This window comes from Algoriphagus antarcticus, from assembly GCF_002150685.1.
Lineage (GTDB): Bacteria > Bacteroidota > Bacteroidia > Cytophagales > Cyclobacteriaceae > Algoriphagus > Algoriphagus antarcticus.
In genome coordinates this window covers 24,231-47,282 of the sequence record NZ_MSSW01000044.1, presented here as the reverse complement: position 1 = coordinate 47,282, position 23,052 = coordinate 24,231, and the positions used below count along the sequence as shown (strand labels likewise).

At 39.9% G+C, this 23,052-nt stretch carries 21 protein-coding genes; 11 read left to right on the top strand and 10 right to left on the bottom strand.

What is annotated here, in order from left to right; genetic code table 11:
• Window positions 1-45: 45 nt before the first annotated feature.
• From BVH04_RS14675 to BVH04_RS14655, 5 genes are read left to right on the top strand one after another with little or no spacing between them, the layout of a single operon-like run.
• Window positions 46-699 (top strand): MBL fold metallo-hydrolase, encoded by a 654-nt coding sequence (locus BVH04_RS14675; RefSeq protein WP_086542216.1) that lies wholly within the window; start codon window positions 46-48, stop codon window positions 697-699.
• On the top strand, window positions 696-1,388 hold the full coding sequence (gene pssA, locus BVH04_RS14670) for a CDP-diacylglycerol--serine O-phosphatidyltransferase (protein WP_086542215.1): 693 nt from the start codon (window positions 696-698) through the stop codon (window positions 1,386-1,388). Before BVH04_RS14675 ends, pssA begins: the two co-directional genes overlap by 4 nt.
• Window positions 1,389-1,432: 44 nt before the next feature.
• A complete protein-coding gene (gene porU, locus BVH04_RS14665) occupies window positions 1,433-4,642 on the top strand; it encodes a type IX secretion system sortase PorU (protein WP_169714442.1) in 3,210 nt (1,069 codons plus the stop codon).
• Window positions 4,639-5,856, top strand: coding sequence for a type IX secretion system outer membrane channel protein PorV (gene porV / locus BVH04_RS14660; protein ID WP_086542213.1), 1,218 nt, complete (start codon window positions 4,639-4,641; stop codon window positions 5,854-5,856). Before porU ends, porV begins: the two co-directional genes overlap by 4 nt.
• A gap of 2 nt (window positions 5,857-5,858) precedes the next feature.
• The gene (locus tag BVH04_RS14655) at window positions 5,859-7,130 is read left to right on the top strand and encodes a M16 family metallopeptidase (protein ID WP_086542212.1); all 1,272 of its coding nucleotides are present in this window, start codon (window positions 5,859-5,861) and stop codon (window positions 7,128-7,130) included.
• On the opposite strand, the gene BVH04_RS14650 is transcribed toward BVH04_RS14655, so the two are convergent.
• The 3 genes from BVH04_RS14650 to BVH04_RS14640 are packed head-to-tail and all read right to left on the bottom strand — an operon-like array spanning window position 7,131 to window position 9,409.
• Window positions 7,131-8,081, bottom strand: a complete 951-nt coding sequence (locus tag BVH04_RS14650) for a glycosyltransferase (RefSeq protein ID WP_086542211.1) — start codon at window positions 8,079-8,081, stop codon at window positions 7,131-7,133. It lies immediately after the preceding gene.
• 1 nt (window position 8,082) lies between these two features.
• Entirely contained in the window at window positions 8,083-9,012 is a 930-nt protein-coding gene (locus BVH04_RS14645) for a hypothetical protein (protein ID WP_240510941.1), read from the bottom strand.
• The gene (locus tag BVH04_RS14640) at window positions 8,984-9,409 is read right to left on the bottom strand and encodes a sugar 3,4-ketoisomerase (RefSeq protein WP_086542210.1); all 426 of its coding nucleotides are present in this window, start codon (window positions 9,407-9,409) and stop codon (window positions 8,984-8,986) included. The genes BVH04_RS14645 and BVH04_RS14640 overlap by 29 nt, the downstream gene beginning before the upstream one ends.
• Before the next feature lie 101 nt (window positions 9,410-9,510).
• Here BVH04_RS14640 and BVH04_RS14635 point away from each other — a divergent pair, with 101 nt between their 5' ends.
• Entirely contained in the window at window positions 9,511-10,137 is a 627-nt protein-coding gene (locus BVH04_RS14635) for an IMPACT family protein (protein ID WP_086542209.1), read from the top strand.
• On the opposite strand, the gene BVH04_RS14630 is transcribed toward BVH04_RS14635, so the two are convergent.
• Genes BVH04_RS14630 through BVH04_RS14620 form a run of 3 tightly spaced genes read right to left on the bottom strand, consistent with a single transcriptional unit; the run spans window position 10,130 to window position 13,367 of the window.
• Window positions 10,130-10,729, bottom strand: a complete 600-nt coding sequence (locus BVH04_RS14630; RefSeq protein WP_086542208.1) for a 3'-5' exonuclease — start codon at window positions 10,727-10,729, stop codon at window positions 10,130-10,132. The two genes, BVH04_RS14635 and BVH04_RS14630, sit on opposite strands and share 8 nt — an antisense overlap.
• Entirely contained in the window at window positions 10,726-12,189 is a 1,464-nt protein-coding gene (nhaC, locus tag BVH04_RS14625) for a Na+/H+ antiporter NhaC (RefSeq protein ID WP_086542207.1), read from the bottom strand. The genes BVH04_RS14630 and nhaC overlap by 4 nt, the downstream gene beginning before the upstream one ends.
• Before the next feature lie 50 nt (window positions 12,190-12,239).
• Complete coding sequence (locus BVH04_RS14620; RefSeq protein WP_086542206.1) at window positions 12,240-13,367, bottom strand: NAD(P)/FAD-dependent oxidoreductase; 1,128 nt, start codon at window positions 13,365-13,367, stop codon at window positions 12,240-12,242.
• Window positions 13,368-13,442: 75 nt separating this feature from the next.
• On the opposite strand from BVH04_RS14620, the gene BVH04_RS14615 reads away from it, so the two are divergent.
• A complete protein-coding gene (locus tag BVH04_RS14615; RefSeq protein ID WP_086542205.1) occupies window positions 13,443-13,922 on the top strand; it encodes an Mpo1 family 2-hydroxy fatty acid dioxygenase in 480 nt (159 codons plus the stop codon).
• Window positions 13,923-13,992: 70 nt separating this feature from the next.
• On the opposite strand, the gene BVH04_RS14610 is transcribed toward BVH04_RS14615, so the two are convergent.
• The gene (locus BVH04_RS14610) at window positions 13,993-16,359 is read right to left on the bottom strand and encodes a patatin-like phospholipase family protein (RefSeq protein ID WP_317045502.1); all 2,367 of its coding nucleotides are present in this window, start codon (window positions 16,357-16,359) and stop codon (window positions 13,993-13,995) included.
• A 159-nt stretch (window positions 16,360-16,518) separates the two neighbouring features.
• On the opposite strand from BVH04_RS14610, the gene BVH04_RS14605 reads away from it, so the two are divergent.
• Both BVH04_RS14605 and BVH04_RS14600 read left to right on the top strand, forming a co-directional pair.
• A complete protein-coding gene (locus tag BVH04_RS14605) occupies window positions 16,519-17,016 on the top strand; it encodes a DUF4494 domain-containing protein (protein ID WP_086542204.1) in 498 nt (165 codons plus the stop codon).
• 451 nt (window positions 17,017-17,467) lie between these two features.
• On the top strand, window positions 17,468-18,535 hold the full coding sequence (locus BVH04_RS14600) for a PAS domain-containing protein (RefSeq protein WP_086542203.1): 1,068 nt from the start codon (window positions 17,468-17,470) through the stop codon (window positions 18,533-18,535).
• A gap of 75 nt (window positions 18,536-18,610) precedes the next feature.
• On the opposite strand, the gene BVH04_RS14595 is transcribed toward BVH04_RS14600, so the two are convergent.
• Window positions 18,611-19,483 (bottom strand): SDR family oxidoreductase, encoded by an 873-nt coding sequence (locus tag BVH04_RS14595; protein ID WP_086542202.1) that lies wholly within the window; start codon window positions 19,481-19,483, stop codon window positions 18,611-18,613.
• Between the two features lie 98 nt (window positions 19,484-19,581).
• Here BVH04_RS14595 and BVH04_RS14590 point away from each other — a divergent pair, with 98 nt between their 5' ends.
• The gene (locus BVH04_RS14590) at window positions 19,582-20,427 is read left to right on the top strand and encodes a hypothetical protein (RefSeq protein ID WP_086542201.1); all 846 of its coding nucleotides are present in this window, start codon (window positions 19,582-19,584) and stop codon (window positions 20,425-20,427) included.
• Window positions 20,428-20,479: 52 nt separating this feature from the next.
• Here BVH04_RS14590 and ahcY read toward each other — a convergent pair whose 3' ends face one another.
• Together ahcY and BVH04_RS14580 are read right to left on the bottom strand one after the other, a co-directional pair.
• The gene (gene ahcY, locus BVH04_RS14585) at window positions 20,480-21,799 is read right to left on the bottom strand and encodes an adenosylhomocysteinase (RefSeq protein WP_086542200.1); all 1,320 of its coding nucleotides are present in this window, start codon (window positions 21,797-21,799) and stop codon (window positions 20,480-20,482) included.
• 83 nt (window positions 21,800-21,882) lie between these two features.
• Complete coding sequence (locus BVH04_RS14580) at window positions 21,883-22,641, bottom strand: biotin--[acetyl-CoA-carboxylase] ligase (protein ID WP_086542199.1); 759 nt, start codon at window positions 22,639-22,641, stop codon at window positions 21,883-21,885.
• 63 nt (window positions 22,642-22,704) lie between these two features.
• On the opposite strand from BVH04_RS14580, the gene rsfS reads away from it, so the two are divergent.
• Window positions 22,705-23,052 (top strand): ribosome silencing factor, encoded by a 348-nt coding sequence (gene rsfS, locus BVH04_RS14575; RefSeq protein WP_086542268.1) that lies wholly within the window; start codon window positions 22,705-22,707, stop codon window positions 23,050-23,052.

Genomic DNA, 23,052 nt, shown 5'->3' with positions numbered 1-23,052 from the left:
AAGGTTTAATTCCTTATTTTGTTCCATTACCCATATACATTTCCCATGCTTCATATTAAGTCTTTTACATTCAACCCTTTTCAGGAAAACACCTATTTGCTATATGATGAAAAAGGCAATGGTACTTTGATAGATCCAGGCTGCTTCGATCTCGCTGAGCGAAAAGATTTACTGGATTTTGTAGCAGAGAAAAAGATACGGGTCACTCAATTACTCAATACGCACTGTCATATTGATCATGTATTGGGAAATGCATGGGCAAAAAAAACCTTTGGCGTTGAGCTGCTCATTCATAAGGAGGAAGCTGCGGTGCTAAAGGCTGTGGAAGTTTATGCTCCCAGTTATGGTTTTGTAGGCTATGAAACTAGCGAAGCTGATGGATTTCTCAAGGAAGGAGAAGAGATCGAAGTCGGGGATGAAGTGCTCAAAATCATTTTCGTTCCTGGACATGCTCCTGGCCACGTGGTTTTTTACCATGAAGCTTCGCATCAATGCATCGCTGGAGATACGCTTTTCAGAGGAAGTATTGGCCGAACAGATTTACCAGGAGGAAATCATAAGTTGCTTTTAAGTAAAATCAAATCAGAGCTATTTACGCTTCCAGATGAAACGGTGATTTATTCAGGCCATGGTCCTGAAACCACCATAGCTTTCGAAAAAATTCACAACCCATTCGTGGGTAAAAACGCAAGATCTTGAAAATCAAATCTCACATCCCAAATGTACTCACACTGCTGAATTTGCTTTCTGGAGTGATTGGAATTATTTGGGTAATCAATGGTAACGTTGTTTCAGGTGCCTATTTCATCATTTTGGCAGCAATATTTGACTTCTTTGACGGCTTTGCCGCGAGACTGCTGAAAGTACCAAGTGAAATCGGAAAACAACTAGATTCACTGGCCGACCTGGTTTCCTTTGGAGTTCTTCCGGGGATGATTCTTTTTCAAATGACCAAAGTCAGTACTCAACTTGAGTGGCTTCCCTATCTTACATTGATAGTCCCAATATTATCTGCAGTTCGATTGGCAAAGTTCAACTTGGATACCAGACAAAGCGATAAATTCATCGGCTTGCCCACTCCTGCAAACGCATTATTCATCAGCACCTTGCCTTATTTCGCTATTCAGTGGCCTTGGGTGGGTATTTGGCTCACTTCACCCTTTTTCTTGGTGGTCATCGCTTGGATCTTTGCGATCTTATTGCTTGTGGAGCTTCCTTTAATCGCACTGAAATTCAAGTCCTATGCTTTCGCTTCAAACAAATTTAGGTACGCGCTATTAGCTATTGGGCTGTTGCTCATTTTGTCGTTTGGATTGGCAGGAATCCCCCTTGTAATATTAGCCTATCTAGGATTATCGGTTGTAGAGAATAGTATAAGTCCAGAATGATTAGCCAGTGCCACAAGCTATTATTTTCTTTCCTTTTCAGCTTATTGCTGATTGTTGAATCAGCATTTGGCCAAAACTCATTTTTCAAATTTAAAATCGCCGACGAAGGCGTTTATAAAATAACTTCCATTCAAGCTCAAAAGTTAGGGGCAAATTCACTGAATGAAATTGCAGTGTATGGATATCCAGGTATGCTGCCCCAACTTTTGCAGAGTGAAAACTTAGACCTCCAAGAGGTTCCGGGTTGGGAAAAAGACGGCAACTTGTATTTCTATCTTTCTTCTCCTAACAAGTATGAGTTTACTGAATACCGCACAGAATATCATCCTAATCAGTACGCTGATTCAATTAGTTTTTTGATTGGGACATCGCCAAAAACAAAGAGAATCTCAACGATCGCTGGACAATCAGGCACTTCAGTTCCATCCATCCTTTATCAATGGAATTGGCTTAAAGAGGATGAAAACAATATCCTAAATTCTGGGCGAGCTTGGTATTCACGAGCAGTTGCTCCAGGAATAACACGAGGATATGCTTTTCCTCTACAAACCAATTCAACCGCCGATTGGAAAGTTGTCGGGAAATTAATGGGTCGGTCAAGTACCAAAGCTAAAATCTCTGTAGCAGTAGATGACTTGACTATATATGAGAGTTCTATTGATGGAATTCCAAGTACTACTTATGGCATCAAAGGCCAAGAAGCTAGTGTCAATGAAAGCTTTTCACCCTCAGGAAATAAAATAGATCGATTAAGAATTTCATTCCAAGCTTCAGATCCCAATGGTGCTGGTTATTTCGAATATCTGGGAATAGGTGTACCACTTTCCAGTGATTCGCTTAAGGAGGGTGTTTATTATTTAAGCAAACCTGCTTCCATTTCCATATCTCCTTTGACTAGTTTATCAGCTTGGGAAGTAAGTGATTTTTTCAGTCCCAAAGCCCTTGATCTAAGTTCGGGATCAATCATATCCGGACAGAAATTTATTGTTTTCAACATGGAAGAAACCAAAGAAATATCCCGAATGAAACCCGCCACTCTTGGTCTGAGATCACAATCCTCTTGGCCAGACTTAGTGATAATTGCTCCTAGAATGCTGAGCAATTCCGCTGAGAAGCTTAGCCTTCATAAAATCGGAATGGGGATTCATTCCGAAGTTTTCTACCTAGAAGACATTTACGATGCTTTTGGCTATGGCAACAATGACTTAAATGCTATTCGCAATTTTGTTGCTTGGCATTATCATCAAGGCGCAAAACTTCAAAATTTATTAATCCTAGGAAAAGGGACTTTTGATTACAAAGGAAAACTCGGAGGAAGACCAAATCTGGTTCCTATTTACACTAGTAGAAACAGCCTGAATCCTCTTACTACGTTTAGCTCTGATGATTATTTCTCTCTGCTCGAATATGGTCAGGGCGAATGGGAAGAAAGCCGTGAGGGCGATGAAACTATGCAAATCGGCGTGGGTAGATTGCCGGTAATCAACGCACAGGAAGCCAATGTAGTCGTAGACAAAATCATTGACTACGAAAGCAATCCTAAAGCTGGCGACTGGAAAAAAACAGTGACCTTTTTTGCTGATGACGGGGATAACAATATCCATTTACGCGATTCTGAATCGCACGCTGCCTTTCTGAATATCAATCACAAAGAATACAAGCAGGAGAAATTGTATCTGGACAGATTTGAACAGAAGAAAACAGGAGAACGGCAGTCCTCACCCCAAACAAAATCTGCGCTGGAAGAAACGCTAGATCGTGGGACATTGCTCTTGAATTATATTGGCCATGGAAACGAAACTACGCTTACAGCTGAAGAAGTATTCCTGACCTCAGACATTAATAATTGGGCTGATCAGGATCAACTGGCTCTTTGGATGACAGCTACCTGCGAGTTTGGGCGGCACGATAGCCCCTTCCTGCGATCAGCGGCTGAAGAACTGCTTATTGCTCAGAACAAGGGCGCAATAGGTCTTTTGACTACAGGAAGACCTGTATTCAGTAGTGTGAATTTCTCGCTTAATGAAGCTTTTATTGAAGAAGTTTTCAGATTGGAAAACGGGCTAGCTCAGGATTTGGGTACCATTTTCCGAAATACAAAAAACAAAAGTCAAAACGGAGCTCTTAACAGGAACTTTAGTCTTTTGGCAGATCCAAGCATGAAGTTGGCTGCTCCTGAATTCCAAATAGAATTTACTTCCTTCAAAAATCCAAAAACTAAGAACCCTTTGGACACCCTTTCTGCTCTGCAAGAAGTGGAATTCGAGGCCGAGGTGAAAAATCCCAGCACTGGAGGAATAGCCTCTAATTTCGAAGGAAGCTATACAATTGAACTCCATGATAAACCAGCACCAAGCAAAACATTGGGAGATGAAAGCAGCACTGTGGAATTTAAGGAAGAAAAAACCCTTCTCTTCAGAGGAACGGGGGAAATTGCTTCTGGCCAGATCAAAGGGAAAATGATCATTCCAAAAAACATAGATTTGGAATTTGGAGAAGGAAGAATTCGTATCCTTGGAGAAAGTCAAGAACAAGCATGGGAAGCTTTTGGATTTGACTCACCTCTGGTAGGTGGTACTTCAAGCAATTTTCCAGAAGATACAGAAGGCCCTGTCATTACTGCTATTTTTGGGGGAAAAGAGTCCGCTCCATTCACTTTTCCTTCTACTATTATAAGTATGGAAGCATCTTTTACAGATTCGAGTGGAGTAAACATCTCTGGTTTCTTACCATCTGAAAATTTGACCATCCAAATAAATCAAAATGATAAGATACAATTGAATAAATATTTTGTAGCAGAAAACAGCACCTATACATCCGGAAAAGCTAATTTCAGACTCACTGAATTAAAAGAAGGTAAGAATTTGGTTACTATCCGAGCTTGGGACAACTTAGGGAATGAGAATGTGCTCAGTCAAGAGATAATTGTAAAAGGGAGCAATAGACTTCGTATCTTAAATCACAAAACTTACCCAAACCCAACCCAAATTGAAAGTCATTTTGAGCTTGAGCATAACAGACCTGGAGAAAATTTAATTTTAACACTTGCTGTTTACCAAACAGATGGCAAGATACTATTTTCAAAAGGCGAGCGTTTAGTCAAAGCCAACGCTCTCATTGGGGATTTGTCTTGGTTTTTTTTACAAAGCCAAACCAAATATCCAGCAAAAGGAACTTATATTTACAAATTAACGCTACAGTCAGAATTTGATAATTCGACAGATTCAGTAAGCGGACTAATCGTGATTCAATGAAAAAAATAGCCACAAAAAATAAGAAAAACTTACTTATTGCAGTTTTTACCCTGGCTACTTTCTCTGCCTATGCGCAGAATAGCACTATTATCTCTGGTCAAGACCCTGATCGAAGAGTGATAACTACAGCTGTGCCATTTTTGAATTTTGCTCCAGACTCAAGGCATTCAGGGATGGGAGATGTTGGGGTAGCTCTTTCCCCCGATGCAAGTTCAGCTCATTGGAATGCAGGTCAACTTGCCTTCGTAGAAAATGATGTGGGATTTTCCCTCTCGTATTCGCCATGGCTAGGTAAGCTTGTGAACGACATGTCTTTGAGCTACCTAACCGGATTTTTCAGAATTGATGAGGTTTCTGCATTTGGATTTGATTTGCGCTACTTCGATATGGGAGATATTCAGTTGACTGATGGCAACGGAAATCCACTAGGTGAATTCAATCCACGTGATATTGCAATAGGCGGGACGTATTCAAGAAAACTTTCCACCTACCTGGGATTGGGTATTTCTGCACGGTTCATATACTCTAATCTTTCAGGAAATATATCTTCAGTTGGGGGCAGTGAGGCCAAAGCTGGAATTAGTGTTGGAACAGATGTGGGACTTTATTATTCAAAACCAATATTCGCTGGAGCCAAAGACGCCAACTTTTCATGGGGACTTAGTATATCGAATATCGGCCCAAAGATTACTTATAACTCAGCAGATGATCTGGATTACATCCCTACCAACCTTAAGGTGGGAGCTGCATATTCTATAGATCTTGACCCAATGAACACGATTACTTTTGCACTGGATCTCAACAAACTCCTTGTCCCTACTCCACCTATCTATTCGACCAATGAAGATGGAACTTTGGAAACAGATGCAGACGGAAATCTCATCATAGCACCAGGGAACGGAAAAGATCCAAATCGGCCATTAATTTCAGGGATTTTTGGGTCTTTTGCTGATGCTCCTGGAGGATTTTCGGAGGAAATGCAAGAAATCATAATTTCATTCGGAGCCGAATATACCTACGACGATAAGTTTGCTCTTCGCACAGGTTATTTTTATGAGAACCCAAATAAAGGAGGAAGAAAATACTTCACCATGGGAGTGGGTTTTGATCTGAAAAGACTTGGATTTGACTTCTCTTACTTGGTTCCTCAAAGGCAAAACCACCCACTTGCAGAGACATTGCGATTCTCTTTGATTTACAATATTTCCAATTAAAAATGATTTTAGACAGGTCAAAGGCTCCGGAATTCAATGTTCCTGAGGATTTTGAACTATTGCCCCCATCGGAATTCAAACTTTCCAATGGAGCAAAGTTCTTTTATATTCCTACACCTGGTATAGACGCCGTTAAAATCGATGTGCTTGGCAAAGGTCAACGAGCCTCTCTTCCCCTCGACCACACACTTGTCCCCTCCTTCACACTTCAAATGCTACAGGAAGGGACAAAGCAAAAAGAGGCTGGAGAAATCGCTGAATTCTTTGACTTTTATGCATCAGAGGTTCATCCTATTTTGACATTCTCGCACGAAGGACTTGGGCTTTTATCTACCAAAAAACATCTCTCTACCGTATTAGAGGTATTTAGTTCCTTATTTACTGATGCCACTTTTCCGCAGGATATGCTGGAAAAGCGTCAGTCACAGCGGAAGCTTAGTATCCAACTAGAAAGAGAAAGAACAGCTTCAAGAGCTAGTCAAGTTTTCAGAAAATGCCTGTTTGGTGCATATCATCCTTATGGAGTAGAAATAGAAGAAAGTCACGTTGCTACGGTGACAACAGATCAACTGATCTCCTATTACGAAACAATGCTTTGGCAAGACTTGGAAATTTTCGTGACTGGAAATTTCGATACGAAAGAGCTGGAGAGTCTATGCTCACTATTGGGAAAACTACCAAATAGGCCAGTTTTAGAACCTGTTCTTTTGCCGGGTATAAATACACTGTTGGCAGTGACAGAACCCAAAGAGAAATCAGTACAAAGCAGTATTCGCATCGGCAGTTGGTCGATTCCAAAAATACATCCCGACTTTATAGCGCTTACGGTTTTTAATACAATTCTTGGAGGATATTTTGGTTCTCGGCTTATCAAAAATATCCGTGAAGACAAAGGTCATACCTATGGAATTCACTCATCTCTAGCTGAAATTGGCGACTCGAACTATTGGGTAATAGAAGCCGATGTTCAAAAAGCATTCTATTCAGAGGTAGTCAAAGAAATCTATCATGAAATAAAAGTCTTAACTGAAGTGGAAATTGATGCAGACGAACTTGAGGTGGTAAGAAACTTTCTCATCGGGCAGATGCTTAAGCAATTCAGCACTTCATTTGACTTGATTGATAGATTCAAAGCAGTTCATCATTCAGGAATGGACTTCGACTATTACGCTGAGAAATTGGCGTATTTGAAAAAATTCACTGCAGAAGACATACTTAGTATTGGACAAAAATACTTTTCTAAACCTCCTTTTATCGAAGTTATAGTTGGCTAGTCAGGTTAATTGGACATAAAGCCAGGAAATGTCTAGACGAAGTCGAAGCCAAACCTTGTAAAGTCGAAACTCTAGACCTTTTGCATTTAGCTCATTAGCTAGGTTCACAAAACCTTTTGCCGAATCGAAGTTCGCAGACCAGAGTGCATGCTTCAATTCAAAAAGAACTCGCTCTTTCAAAGCCAAATCTTCACTTAAGGACTCATTCATTTCTCTGATTTTTTCGCAGACACGAAACGTGCTTGGAAGCATTTCTGATTGATAGCGCCGGTATTGATTGGCCGAAAGTGAATGGGAATGCTTTCGTTTATAAACGCCGACGTGATCAGAATAGACAACTGGATATTTACTTGTAAGGCGAATCTGTATATCAAAGTCCTCATAAGAAAGTGTTTCATCATATCCACCTTCTTGCTTGAGAATTTGGCTTCTAAAAACCACCGTAGGAGATGAAATATAGCTTCTACTTATAAGTGTTTGATAAAACCCCCTTGCTAACACCCTTTCTCTCAGATCATCAACTTCATTTCCCTTATAATAACTTTCTTTAGCTCCGTTTTCTTCACAGATGTCAGCATCTGAAAAAACAAAAGCCGAATTTGGAACTTGCCTTATTCTTTCAATGGAAAGTGAAAGATGCTGTGGGTATAAAAAATCATCTCCTGAGAGATCAACTATAAAATCACCCTTTGCCAGATTCAGCATTTCGTTGAAAAGCCTACAATACGGGATTGATTCTGATTTAAAATTAGCAGAAACTGGAAGCTCCATGGAATGTTTTTTCACCCACTCCTGTATAATTCCAGCAGATTGATCGGAACTCCCATTATCAGCAATGATCAATTCCTTCAATCTGTAGTCCTGGAGGAGAACACTATCCAATGCTTTTTCAATCCATTTCTCATGATTGAAAGCAATACATATAACGGTGACAAGATCAGCTTCTTCCATCTTAGATCTTCTTTACCCAAGTGATCTTGTTGCAGATATCATTTGAGTAGCGCGACTTGAAGAACATCAGGCTATGATTTGCTCCATTATCTAGATCTGAGGACCCCAAGTCAATAAAATTCACTTTTTGCTCCACAGCAAGCTGAAAAAGCTCATTCAGGATAAGCTCGCCTCCGTTCTTCACAGGAATTTTCGGATTCATAGCAGACAGAAAATAATATAAAGAATCACTGGTGAGTTTGACACCAAGAGAATACCCAATTGCATCGCCATTTTTGCTAACCGTAATCAGAAAATATCGATCTGGATATTCTGAAACTTGCTGCACAATTCTATTTTCATCAATCGAAATTTCATAGCCCTTTTGAGCATTCCAAGAGCGAATTTCTTTCAAAAAACCAAAATTAGAAATAGAAGAGTGATTGATTTGCAAGCCAGAATGCTTGCTTTTCTTTTGAAGTTTGTCAGACTCCTTTTGCACTAATTTCTTGATCTTCTTTCTACCTATGAAAAAATGATGAGTAAGTACCTTTGCCTGTTCAAAACCACTTTTGAACAACAGGTAATTAATCAAATCAAATTGAGGTTCGTAGGGTTTTGGCGACTGGGTAAGGGAGATAGATTGGATTCCTCGATGGCTCATTTCTTCAATTATGGCCAAAATAAAAGCTTCCAAAGAGACCGAACTCAAGCCATCACGTATCCAAAAACCTCCAAAAGGCGCTTTAGGAAGTGAGACTGCTTCACCACTTTTATAAATTGCAAAAGTGATTCTTGCTTTGACTTTTTGCTTTTTCTCCCAGATAAAATCCAGCTGATCCCGATACTTCTCCGACGAGAAATTGCTTAGAAAATAATCCTTATCCTCCTTAATGGCGGAAATCACCCGAAGCTCGTGGGATTCATTTATTTCTTGCTTGAAGCTTTCCAAAATAGTCTAAGTCTCTGATATAATCATCTTCCGAAAAAGCCCGATCCGACATCCCAAGCAAGACTGAGTTGGGTGTAAATCTAGCTACTAACCAATTTAAAGGGGGAATGAAAACAGCTTGCTCGGGCGAATCAAGTACGAAATCAAAAACTTGATCCTGAACCGAGTGAATCTCTAATTGAATCTTCCCAGCTACTGCCACAATCACTTGCGACTCATGCCAGTGTGCGTGATTTCCACGGGTCTCACCTTCCTTCACATCTGAAATCCAAAAACATCTCTGTATCCCATCTGGAAAGATTTCTGAATTCTCCCAAAAGTGAAGACTTCCCTTTTCATCTGAATTCCCGGGAAGGACGAACCTATAAGGTGCTTGCGAAATAATTGATTCAGGCATTTCTACTAATTCCTCCAGCTAAAATTAATATAATTCAAATGGATAAACTGTTACCCATTTGTTAATTTTCTAAATTCGCTCTCATCCAAAGCAACAAACCTATGTCAGACTTCGGCGACGAGTCAACATTCGAAGATACATTTTTAACTGTTTCAAGAACCAGTGAAGGGCTTTACAAAGACAAGAGCAGTAAGTTTTTTTATTTTTCTTTCCCGGTGAAAAATGAAGAGGAAATCAAAAATCATTTGAGTGATCTAAGAAAAAAATACTTTGATGCCAGACATCATTGCTTTGCTTGGATGCTGGGTAAAGATGCCGATCAATTTCGGGCGAATGACGATGGAGAACCAAATCATTCTGCCGGAGATCCGATTTTGGGTCAGATCAGGTCTAACAATCTCACGAATATTCTGATAGTAGTTGTGCGCTATTTTGGCGGTACAAAACTTGGGATAAGTGGTTTGATCCAAGCCTATAAAACCTCTGCCGCTTTGGCAATCGAGGAAAATGAAATCATGGAAGAGCACCTTAAAACTTCAGTTTCTATTCATTTCCCTTATCCTGTGATGAACGATGTCATGAAACTCATCAAAGCACATGACTTACAGATTCTATCTCAAGAAATGACTTTGGACTGCCAGATGGAGCTGGAATTCAGGAAAGGTCTGGAGGAGCTTATTGTCACTTCTCTAGAGGACATTGAAAGTTTGGAATTGACTGTTATTTGAACAATTCATCCAAATAGCCTTCAGCTTTTAGCTTTTTGAAAATCTCCATGCATCCCCAAGCATCAGTCGCCGCATAACGTTGCTGCTTGATTGTGAGGGTTTCTGCTTCCCAATTTGATACTTGCTCAGACTTAGAAATTCGTATTCCAAGTACCATCGCGCAAAGATTTCTTACGCCAATATTTACAAACCCAACTCTTTTCAGTTCATCATTCAGATCGAAAAATGAAGTGGCATAAAACGAATCTGTAAGCTTTGCCAGTCCTTTGATGTCATCGTGAACCGCTGCACCAACTTTCACAATGCTATCTTTTTCCAGAATATTTCGAATAGAATCCGGAAAACCGATTTTATTCAATCTAAACAAAAACGCCTGAGTCGAGGTAGAAAGCTGAAGTAACGAAACCTGATTCACCACTCCTTTTTGAAAGGCCGGTTTAGTCTCCGTATCAAAGCCTATGACCCGCTGCTGTACAAGAAATTCTGCAACTTCCTCTACATCGTCTGCTTTATCGATTAAAAACATTTCTCCCTCAAACTGTCCAAGTGGAAGGGCATTTACTTCTTCTTTCGTAATCTTAAATGAAATCATACCAACTTTTCTTCTTCTTCTTCATCGTAATAGGCGATCCCAATTTTGAAATAACCATATAGAATGGTCATAAAGGGACTAATAATATTAAAAAAGCAATAGGGGGCATACGTTAGTGTAGCCACTCCTAAAACCGAAGCCTGTGTAGCTCCACAGGTATTCCAAGGTATCAAAACAGAAGTCACTGTGCCAGAATCTTCCAAAGTTCTGCTGAGATTTTCTGGAGCTAACCCTCTTTTTCTATACACATCGGCATACATTCTACCTGGAACTAGGATTGCAAGGTATTGATCTGAGGTGGTGATATTAAAGAACACACAAGTCGCAGCTGTGGATGCAATCAATGAACCAACACTATGAACTTTCTGGATCACTGCTTCAGCAATAACTCTCAGCATACCACTCTCCTCCATGATTCCCCCAAACACCATCGCTGCAATAATCAGCCAAATAGTATTCATCATTCCTCCCATTCCGCTGGTGACAAGCAACTCATTTACCACATCATTGCTCGTAGAAATGCTGATTTCGCCATACAGAGACATCATTACAGCTTTGAAACTCTGGTAAGCATAAGAGGCATTTTCATTGGCAATCAAACGAATGATATCAGGTTGAAAAATGATAGCAAAAAGCCCTCCCAGAAGTGCTCCTGTGAGCAATGCCGGAATAGCAGATACTTTTCTCACGATCATTACAATCACTAATATCGGAACAATAAACAGCCAACCGGTCACATTGAACTTCTCCAAAATCACATCTGAAATGGCTTGCACATCAGTCACTTCACCATTAATCTCATAATTCAATCCGATCACCACAAAGATGATCAAGGTGATAGAAATGGATGGAATAGTAGTCTTCGCCATGTAGCGAATGTGAGTGAACAAATCCGTGCCCGCCATGGCCGGAGCTAGATTGGTCGTATCGGAAAGTGGCGACATTTTGTCCCCAAAATAAGCTCCTGAAATGATAGCTCCAGCAATTATCCCCTCTTCAAATCCCAAAGCTTTGCCTATACCCAATAAAGCAACACCCACCGTCGCAACTGTAGTCCAGCTACTTCCTGTAGCCACTGAAACGATAGCACTCACGATACATGCCGCAACCAAGAATATCACTGGGGTCAAAATCTGAAGTCCATAATAAATCATAGCGGGAACAATTCCGCTGAGCAACCAAGTACCTGCAAGAGCACCAATTAAAAATAGAATCAAAATGCTGGACATCGCCGCACTGATACTTTTGACGATACCATCCTGAAGCGTCTCCCAGTTAAACCCTAACCGATAAATTGCCACCAAAGCGGCAACCATGGATGAAAGGATCAGTACTATCTGATTGGAACCAGAAAGTCCATCTGTACCAAAAACCTGAATATTCAATACCAAAAGGACAATCAAAAAAACCAGTGGAATCAGTGCGTCAAAAACTTTTGGAGTACGGTTTAAACCTTGCATTAATCGGGGTTTGATGAGTTAAGGATTTGAATCTAATGAAAAAATATTAATTACATCTTGGACAAAAGTACAGAAAGCTCCTTCCCTACTTGCCAGCCAATCGCGACTCCCATTCCGCCAAGTCTTACCGCTGCCACAGTTTTGGCATCCACCTGCTGGATTAGCGGAGATTTTATTTTGCCAAAGGCCATAATTCCAGTCCATTCAGTATCCCAAGCAAGATTTTTACCTGGAAAGATCACCTCATCTGCAAGCTTTTCTAAGTGAAACTTTATTTTTGGATTGACTTCGAAACCCATACTTTTTTCTCCTTCAAAATCGATATTCCTAGCACCTCCCAGTAATAGTCTTCCGTCTATTTGACGGAAATAAACATATCCTTTGTCCATATGGAATGATCCTTTCCAAGGGATTTCGAAATCCAGTGGTTTCGATAAGAGAATCAACCCTCTGCCAGGCTGAATATCTGAGCCTGGCCAAAGCTTCTTGGTGAAAGCATTGGTACAAATGGCAATTTTCCCGCCCATGAATTCCAGGTTTATTTCTCCCGCTGCATCTTCAGCTAGGACTATTCCTTCATCTTTTCGGATTTCACATACAGAGACGCCCGTTAATATTCGAATGCCTTCCTGCTGAGCTAGCTTCCAAAGCGAGGTCATGTACATCCCAGGATCCAGCTCTCCTTCAAATTTATTCTTGACAATTGCCTTTACCTGATCAGAAAAACCCATTTTTCCTGGATTTTTTACCAGAGAAAACACCTCTTCTTTGAATAAGGACTTTAAGAGTTTATTCACTCCAGCCATTTGATCCGTAGCTTCTAACTGGCTTTCTTCCAAAAGCTCATAGCCATTGGAGTGAGAATACCCCAGATTTTTCTCACCAAACTGCTTCCTTATCGCTTGGAGGCCTGTATATCTCCGATCCACCAGAGCCAAAACTTCATCGTGTGTCATGTGCCAGAAATCATCCAATATCTCCGTTAAGCTCCCAAAGCATGCAAAACCTGCGTTTTTGGTACTTGCTCCCGTTGGAAAAACTCCGCGTTCTAACACAAGCACGTTTGCTTTTGGGTGTTTTTTCTTATAATGAATGGCAGTGGAAAGTCCGACAAAGCCCGAACCAACCACGATGAGGTCGTAATGAAAAAAGTGTTTTTTCTCCCAATAGCTGAACATTTCGAATTTTAGAAAAAGGAATTAAAATAGATTTAGTATTTTAAATAAATCTAAGCGATATAATCCCAAAATACCATGAGAAAAATTGATGCGTTATTCTACGAATACGGGTTGAGTCATCAAAACATGACTAATAAGCTCATACACTGGTTTTGTGTGCCGGCAATTTTCTTTAGCATTGTTGGCTTAATTTTCAGTATTCCTGTTGGGCCGCTTCCTGATCTGATGCCTTTTCTGGGCAATTTTGCCAATTGGGCCACAATAGTTTTGGCGTTGGTTCTGATTTATTACCTCATGCTTTCCACACCACTTACTTTGGGAATGTTTCTATTTTCGGCTCTCTGCCTGGCTGTAGCAAATTTCATTGATTTGAATTCCCCAGGAAAGCTATGGATGTTCAGTATTGCTATTTTTGTCCTCTCTTGGATCATGCAGTTTTATGGACATAAGGTTGAAGGCAAAAAACCCACTTTCCTGAAAGACCTGCAGTTTCTACTGATAGGTCCAGCTTGGCTGATGCATTTTATTTATAAAAAGTGGGGGTTTTCATATTGATGATTTTTCGCTTTCTCTAGGACTAAGTCTCAACCTTTTCTCCTTGGAGGGAAGGAATTTGAAGTTTAGCTTATTGATTAATTTCTTCTGCCACTAGGACGCTATCTTCCACTACAGGCTGATTTTTTGTAAAAAGCTCTTCAAGACGCTTCAATGAGCTTTGGTTTTTAAGCGTATAGACACTTTCCAGAATTGACTTTTTCTCTCGCGAAGTCAACCTCCAATTCAAAGATGCCCGCTGCATAGTCTCCTGACTTTCTGTCAATTCCTCAGCTTGCACCTTTTCTGGTGCATATTCAAATTCTATCCTTTCCAGATCAAAAGGCATAGATTCAGCCATGTAATTGAAAAGAACCTCGTTTTGGATGGTTTGGACATTATCCCAATTGGCGTAAATATTTTTTAGCGGGGTAAAAATCTTCTCGAAAATACGAGGTGGAAAACTAGGCGCTATTTCAGTTACTTTTTCAGAATCTCTAATCGTAACCAAAACTACGCCGCCTGTATTTTCATTGATCCAAGACTGAAAGACATACATAAAACGGAGCGCGTCCTGAATCCCAAAATTGTCTGAAAGACCCGTATCCATAGTTTCCATAACTGGATCGCTGGGCAGCTCAATATTTGGGGTAATAAAAGGAAAAGTAGCACTCATCCGTAAAGCGGAGAGGAATCGCAGGTTCTCGGAGTCATGATCTTCGAAAAACCTAAGGAAATCTATCGTCTGTTTCTTCTCATCTGCACCTAATTTGCCTAGCATGGATGTTCCGAAAAATGACATCGAGTGCGGAGAAATCACCAGCTTCCTACCATCATTTGTGATCAAAGTAGTAACCGGAAGCAGAGGGATGGTTCCCGAAAACTCAGGCTCTTTGTAGGCAGAAATTGGCTTATCGAGAATTCCTTCAGTATTTTGATTCAATTGACTCTCAAAAGCATACCCCCTATCCTTGAGATACTTGTGTCCATTGTAAAGGAAATATTGATTTCGAATCAATAAATCATTAACCAGTAAAGTAAAAATTATTGGATTGAGATTATCGGCAGAGATTTGATGCAGGTACTTTTCATCCAAAGGATCCACTGTAGGATCAGTTAAGGATCTAAGGTAAATTTCTCTGAAAAATGCTTCGCCCAAAACTCCACCAGAAGCGCCTGTGAGTAATTCTGTGTGCTTCATAACCTCACCTTCCTCTATTTCATACATGCTCTGCAAAATCTTCACTGTCCAAAGTGCTGCACGCTGCCCGCCTCCACTAGCAGCGACCATCACTAGCTTTGGTTTGCTTTCATCAGGAAACTTGGCTTTCCAATTGTCCAGAATCTTTAGCACATTATCCCGGTCTTTTTTGACTAGTTCAGGAGTCAGGAGGGAATCCATGTGTGCGAGACTATAGTTAACAGGAGGTACTGAATAATTTAATCCATAAGCTTCGTGTGGACGATTAAGGAAATTGAAGTTGCTGAAGTAATTAGCCAGAATCAGAAAGGCAAATACTGCAAAGGTGGACCATCTTCTCAACCAAAAACTTACCGCACCTACCAGCATAATCAGTATAGCAAACAATAGAGTTGCGCTCATCGCTGCGGGTAGCTGGAGGTATGGATTCTCTTTGAAAAAGCCCAAAAATAAGACAAAGAGTATCAAGGCAATTTGAATGATAAACAGATTCAAGTGATTCTGATCGAACACCTGGAGCAACTTTGCCCCTTCAAATCTGGAAATATCCGGCCGTACCTTCTCAGGATGAAGGTTTATATTCAAGTAGTATAAAACCTTGTAATTTTGCGTTTTCAGATCCTTATACTGGCTCAGTACGTTTGCCCGGGTCAACTTTACTTTGCGAAGCCTCTTATTCACAGTCCCAGCAAAAAGGATAAAAAAATCTTTATTTGTCAAAGAGAAATACCCAAATATTACGGAGTAGGTAATCACTCCCCCACCTAAGAATCCGAGAAGGTAATACAATACTTCCCAGTCATTTGACAGATTATTACCAAGCTGAAAACCCACAAATCTGATGATGTAAAGTAAATAGAAAATCAGTGGGATAATTGCATTATTTACACAATAATGGATAAAAGGCTTGTTCAGTATCGCTAAAAATGGAAAATGACGACCATCCATTATATAAGTGGACATGTGAAACCCCATGGTCAAAAAAGCAAATCCTACTCCCATTAAGAAAAAACTCACCCATGAAACCTCATGCAAATATTCTGGATCAATAAAGAGAAATGGAATTCCCAATACAACTCCGAAGTACTCCAAAATCACGCCCATAAGGACTACCCAAATAAGAACAAGTCCTAGGTTTTTTCTTAAGTGAAGTAGAAATAACTGAACCGGAAAGCTATACCAGATTTTATCCCGCATGTACAAGGTTTTGCGATAATTTACTGCTTTTCTTTTAACACCCCACAATTCAGGAAGCATTCGATAGACTCGATTTTAAAGCTTATTTCCAACACAAATAAATCAACCTGACAGTCAGTGACTTAGTACTATTGCTAGTAGTTTATCAATTTCTTTGAACGGAAATCCTCTTGTCCTTCTAAGGATAAATTTTACCTTCGAAAATTCAAATAGAAAGATATGAGAACCTGGTTTTTGTGCAAAGTCAAGTACGCGAAAGAAAATGAACAAGGATTGCTGAAGAATATTTCTGAGCAGTACCTAGTGGATGCGGTATCCTTTACCGAGGCAGAGGCAATTCTATATGATAGGCTTGCTTCTCAGATTCGGGGAGATTTTCAAGTTACCGGTATCAGCAAGAGCAATATCGTAGATGTATTCTTTTACGAGGATGCCGACATCTGGCATAAGTGTAAAATCTCCTATATGGTCGCTGATGGCGAAAGTGGCAAAGAGAAAAAAGTCACACAATATATGATCGTCACCGCCAATGATGTCAAAGAAGCATACGATAGAATCCAAGAAAGCTTGGGAAATATGCTAGTGAGCTTTAGAGTGCCAGATATTGTAGAAAGCGCAATTGTAGAGGTATTCCCTTTTGAACGAGACGAAGTAGCTGAGCAACTGCCAGAAGGCAACTTCAGACCAGTATCCGAAGTTACTCAAGACGCGGAATAGTCAACATCAAGTATATCTACAATGCATAAAGGCCGCAATTAGCGGCCTTTATGCATTTCTAATAAATCTGATAATAGAAATGCCTTTTCTACTAATATGATTTGACAAGCATCTTTTCCATCTACCTGTACGGGCAAATAGTAGACATCGCAGTACTTCACATAGTTTGATCCCCGACTTTCACTTTTTCTACTCATTCTTTAAGCTTATCGACCGCTGCCCCAGCCGGCATCAAAGCCATAGGTTCCCATCATTTACCTTTCGGCTGAGCTGCCTGAAACCAAATTGATATTTTTTACTCAAAAACTGAAATCACCTTATCCCCATTTATCCCTACTGATTCTAAGCCAGTTTAAATCGGTTGTATTATTTTAAATATAATTTTTTGTATTTTACACTTAATTATATGTTTTTAAAAACAAAACGAATAAAGTTTCTTTAGATTTGACTTATGAACAACTACCATGCTATTCAGGCCCTAAGTCACTTAGGGGTTGTGTCAGATTACTTCTTTCAGGTCACCCTAGACAAAACTGGTAAGGTCATAACCACTGAGTCTGATATTGACCCCAACCCTAATTATTTCGATAAAAAAAATAAACCAATCTATTTCGCAGACTATTTTGTTGCTTCAAATTGGGGGAAATATGAGACTCATCGGAATAAAGCTTGGAGAAATTCACATCAATCTTTCACTGTAGATCTTCAAAAGATAGAAAATCCACAAGGAGATGCTGTAGACACTAAATGGGAGTTCTTTTTTATTTCAGAAGAGTTTGGGACTTGCTTGGGTATAGGACATCCAGTCATCCAGCCAATGCCATATAATATTGGATTGGGAGATCTCTTTGACAGCTCTAAGAATGATGGCAAGGAAATAATAGACAGCATACTAGAAGATAAATTGCTTGGTTTTTGGGAGTTTGATTTAACAAACAAAGGAGATAAGATTAGTCAGGGTCTGGGACAAATGCTTGGATATACACAAGATGAATTAAAAGGAACCACTCCTATTTCTTGGCAGAAACATATCCATCCCGAGGATTTCCCAAAACTGATGCGTGACTTGGGAACCCACTTTAAGACTTCGGGAAATATGCCTTTCAAAAAGGAATTCAGAATAAATCAAAAGAACAATAAGATAATCTGGGCTTTAGGTTTTGGTAAAACTATTGAATGGTCAAACGCAGGATATCCTACCAAAATATTAGGATGTATTTTAGATATTTCCGACAGAAAGAAACAAGACATTTGGATTAAAGAACATCATTACTTTTTAAAAGAACTTGCGTTTGAACAGTCCCACACGCTTAGGGCACGGGTGGCAAATATTCTGGGGATTCTGGAAATTCTTGAAAGCGAACCGCTAAACAGCGAATCCAGCCAACTTGTGCAGATGATCAAAAATGAAACCAAATCGCTGGATCAATCCCTCAAGAAAAGCATCAAGGAATCTGTCCAAAAAAACAAATCTATAGAGAATGATTTGTCAAGCGATACGAATAATGCATTGATGTAAAACTAAGAACTACAAAAGTTCAAAAATTCCTCATTTTCCATTTAGCTTTCAGATAGCCCCAAATTACTTTGAGGCTCATGCTTTTTTTCCTCTTGATGCGTCCATCATGTCCCACATTTCTTCTGGTATCTGATCAAGATTATTAAATTCTCCAGCTCCTTTAAGCCATTCTCCCCCATCAATTGTCATTACTTCTCCATTTACATAAGAAGAGTAATCTGAGACTAGGTAAGCTGCCAGATTGGCAAGCTCCTGATGCTCTCCTACTCTTCCTACTGGTACTTTTTTAGCCGGGTCAAATTTCTTCAGCAAATCTCCAGGCAATAATCGACTCCAGGCTCCTTCGGTCGGAAATGGCCCTGGCGCAATCGCATTGGAGCGAATCCCATATTTTGCCCATTCTACAGCCAAAGAACGCGTCAAGGCTAAAACTCCTGCTTTTGCTGCAGCAGATGGAACGACGTACCCTGATCCAGTCCAAGCATACGTAGTCACAATATTGAGAAAAATACCAGTCTGCTTCTTTGCGATCCAGTCTTTGCCAGCTGTAAGAGTCACTTGAGAAGTGCCCTTCAGCACAATATCCAATACCGTATTAAAAGCATTGGTAGAAAGTCGTTCTGTAGGACTGATGAAATTCCCCGCAGCATTGTTCAGCACCACATGAATTTGTCCAAGGTGATCCGTAGCATCTTTCCACATAGCTTCTACCTGATCAATCTCGCGTACATCACAAGCTAATGGAATTACCTTTCCTCCCTTTACGACCATCATTTCCTTAGCTGTTTCCTGGAGTACATCGAGCTTCCTGGAGGTAATAACTAGATTGGCTCCCAACTCTAAAAAATACTCTCCCATCGATCTTCCAAGACCTGTTCCGCCTCCGGTAACTATAATATTTTTCCCTTTTAGTGCTCCAGGTTTGAGCATACCCTCTGCTAAAATCATAAATTTGTAGTTTATCGTTGATTTCGAAGATAGTTAATTCGGCGTGGTAATTGAAGTAGAATCCTTGAACCAACTCCAATATTTTTAAACGTCATAGAATGAAAAAAATAATTTTCGGACTCATCATCCTAATGCCTATTTTGATGAGCTGTGAGGAGGATGAAGATAAAGTAATTCAGACAGACTTGACCAAAGAGGCAGCTGAGCTGTTCAGTATTTCTAAGGATTGGAACGAAAGCCTCTATTTTGCTATGCTGTCCTGGGAGCAATATCAGCAACTGGACTCTGTTGGTTTACCAAGCTGCCCGGTAATTTCTTTGGATGAAAAAGCTAAAGAAGTCACTCTGGATTTCCTTTCAAATACAGTTTGTGATCAAGCAGGAGAATATGCCAGAAGCGGAAGATTGATAATCAAATTTGATACTACTACCATCAGCCCAATTAAGAAATGGACGATGGAATACGATGAATACAGATTCGGATCAAATTCTATTGAGGGGATCCGATCTTTCTCCAGTGAGGATTCACTTCAAGTTTCTGAAGAATTTATCGAGATTATAGAAAGAACACAAGCTGAGTTAAGTTCAGAATTCTCAGGAAAATTCCTTCATACAAAAGATTACTTAAGCGACTCCTTGACAACTGACTCACTGAGAATCCACTCACTATTAAGTCTCACTTCCGTAGGAAGAATTACAGGAGTCAATGCGGCTGGACGCGATTTTAAAATAACCATGGATACGCCTGTAATACATAGTATTTCTTGCTATCAGCAAAATGAGATTCTTCCAAGCAATGGCAAAGAAAACTGGTTTGTAGCACGGAGAGAGAATTCTGAAGTTACTTATACTGTGACTTATGAACCGCTGCTTGAGGATTGCAAAGTTTCTGCCACCGCGATTTTGCCAGACGGTAGAAAATTGCTGTTAAACCCAAATGAATAAGAACAAAAAAAGCCCCGATTCGCATCGGGGCTTTTTTTGAATTCATATTTTATTAATATCTGTAATAGTCAGGTTTGAAAGGACCTTCTACTGTTACGCCGATATATTCTGCTTGATCCTGAGAAAGAACCTCTAGATTAACTCCCAATTTAGCAAGGTGCAAAGCCGCTACTTTTTCATCCAAATGCTTTGGCAGGACATAAACACCAGGCTTGTACTCGTCTGTATTATTCCACAATTCAAGTTGTGCCAAAACCTGGTTAGTAAATGAATTTGACATTACGAAAGATGGGTGCCCAGTCGCGCAGCCTAAGTTTACCAAACGGCCTTCAGCCAGAATGATAATCTCATTTCCATCTACATTATAAAGATCTACCTGAGGTTTGATCTCAATTTTTGTATTTCCGTAAGTTCCGTTCAACCACGCCATATCGATTTCATTATCGAAGTGACCAATGTTACAAACGATAGTTTTATCTCTCATCGTTCTGAAATGCTCCTCAGTGATGATGTTTTTATTACCAGTAGCAGTAACTACGATATCAGCTTCTTTTACAGCATCTACCATTTTCTTCACAGCGAAGCCATCCATGGCTGCTTGTAGTGCACAGATCGGATCGATTTCAGTAACGATTACTCTCGCTCCAGCACCTGCCAATGAAGCAGCTGAGCCTTTTCCTACATCACCATATCCACCTACTACGGCTACTTTACCAGCCATCATCACGTCAGTTGCTCTTCTGATAGCATCTACCAATGATTCCTTGCATCCATATTTGTTATCAAATTTAGACTTAGTCACAGAGTCGTTCACATTGATAGCAGGCATTGGAAGTGTACCATTCTTCATTCTCTCATAGAGTCTGTGAACACCAGTGGTAGTCTCTTCAGAAAGGCCTTTGATAGCGCTAACTAGCTCAGGATACTGATCCAATACCATATTAGTCAAGTCACCACCATCATCCAAGATCATGTTCAATGGCTGACGATCTTCTCCGAAGAACAACGTCTGCTCAATACACCAATCGAAATCTTTCTCATTCAAACCTTTCCATGCATAGACGGAAATGCCAGCAGCAGCAATAGCGGCAGCAGCGTGATCCTGAGTAGAAAAAATATTACAGGATGACCAAGTCACTTCAGCTCCTAAAGCAACTAAAGTTTCGATCAAAACCGCAGTTTGGATTGTCATGTGAAGACAACCAGCGATTCTTGCACCCTTCAAAGGCTGCGAGGCACCATACTCCTCACGCAGTGCCATCAAACCTGGCATTTCAGATTCTGCCAATTTGATTTCTTTTCTTCCCCACTCTGCCAAGGAAATATCTTTTACCTTGTACTGGACGAACTTTTCAGATTTAATTTCTGACATAATATTGATAGTTAACGTAATAATTTCACTTAAAACCTGCGCAAAGGTACCGTATAAAATTTGGAAACTAAAATCGATAAATACTATAGAAATAAGATCTCTTTTAAGCCAAAAATTGCTATTTCCCCATTTCCCAATTCTACTTCCAGTTTACCCTGTGCACTTATCCCAACTATTTTCCCTGAAAATTGTTCCCCGTTTGCTGAATATTTAGCCCAATTCTGTATTCTATATAAGTGCATCAGATATTCAGACTTGATTTCTTTCCATTTTCCTTTTTTCAACTGAATATAGCCTTGCTCCAACTGTGTGATCAGCAGTCGAAACAATTCTTCCAATTCGAAGTGACTCCCAGTGATGGATCGAATGGACGCAGCATATGGTGAATCATAGCTAAGTTGATTAATATTCAATCCAATGCCCACTACAGCATATTCCCATTCTTTTCCAGAAAAAGTATTTTCAATCAAAATCCCACCGATTTTCCCAAATCCTGGAACAATCAAATCATTAGGCCATTTCACTTCCAAACGAGGTACATATTCCTGAAGCAAGCGTCTGATGCTATTCGAAATAGCCATATTGAGGTAAAACTGCTCCGAAATGTCCATAAAATCTGGTCGAAGCACCAATGAGAAAGTGAGGTTCTGTCCAGCTTGAGATTGCCAAAAATTACCTCTTTGCCCCTTTCCTTTTGTTTGATGATTACAAATCACAACACTGCCTTCAGCTGCTTGCTTTTGCCTGACCAGATTCAAAGCAATGTCATTAGTCGAGTGACACTCTGGCAGGAAATGGACATCTTTCCCTAAAAAAATCGTATTGGCAAGAATTTTATACATAAATTTTGAATTCGATGAAAAAGGGTATTTTTATCCAGGAAATTGCAAAATTAAATGAATAATATGACAGCAGAAGAGCTGAGCAAAGTAATCATCAAAGGAATGGAGGAAAAAAAAGCTTCAGACATTGTAGTGATGGACCTTAGAAACATAAAAAATACAGTAACAGATTTTTTTGTTATTTGCTCGGGCAACTCTGACACCCAGCTCGACGCAATCGCAGATTCTATCGAAGAACAAGTGATTAAGAGCGGCCAAGGAAATCCCTATAAAAGTGAAGGAAAAAATAGCCGTCAATGGATCTTGGTTGATTATGTGAACGTTGTTGCACATATTTTCCTTAATGATAAAAGAGCATTTTATGGATTAGAGGATCTTTGGGGCGATGCTAATTTTACTCGAATTGTATAA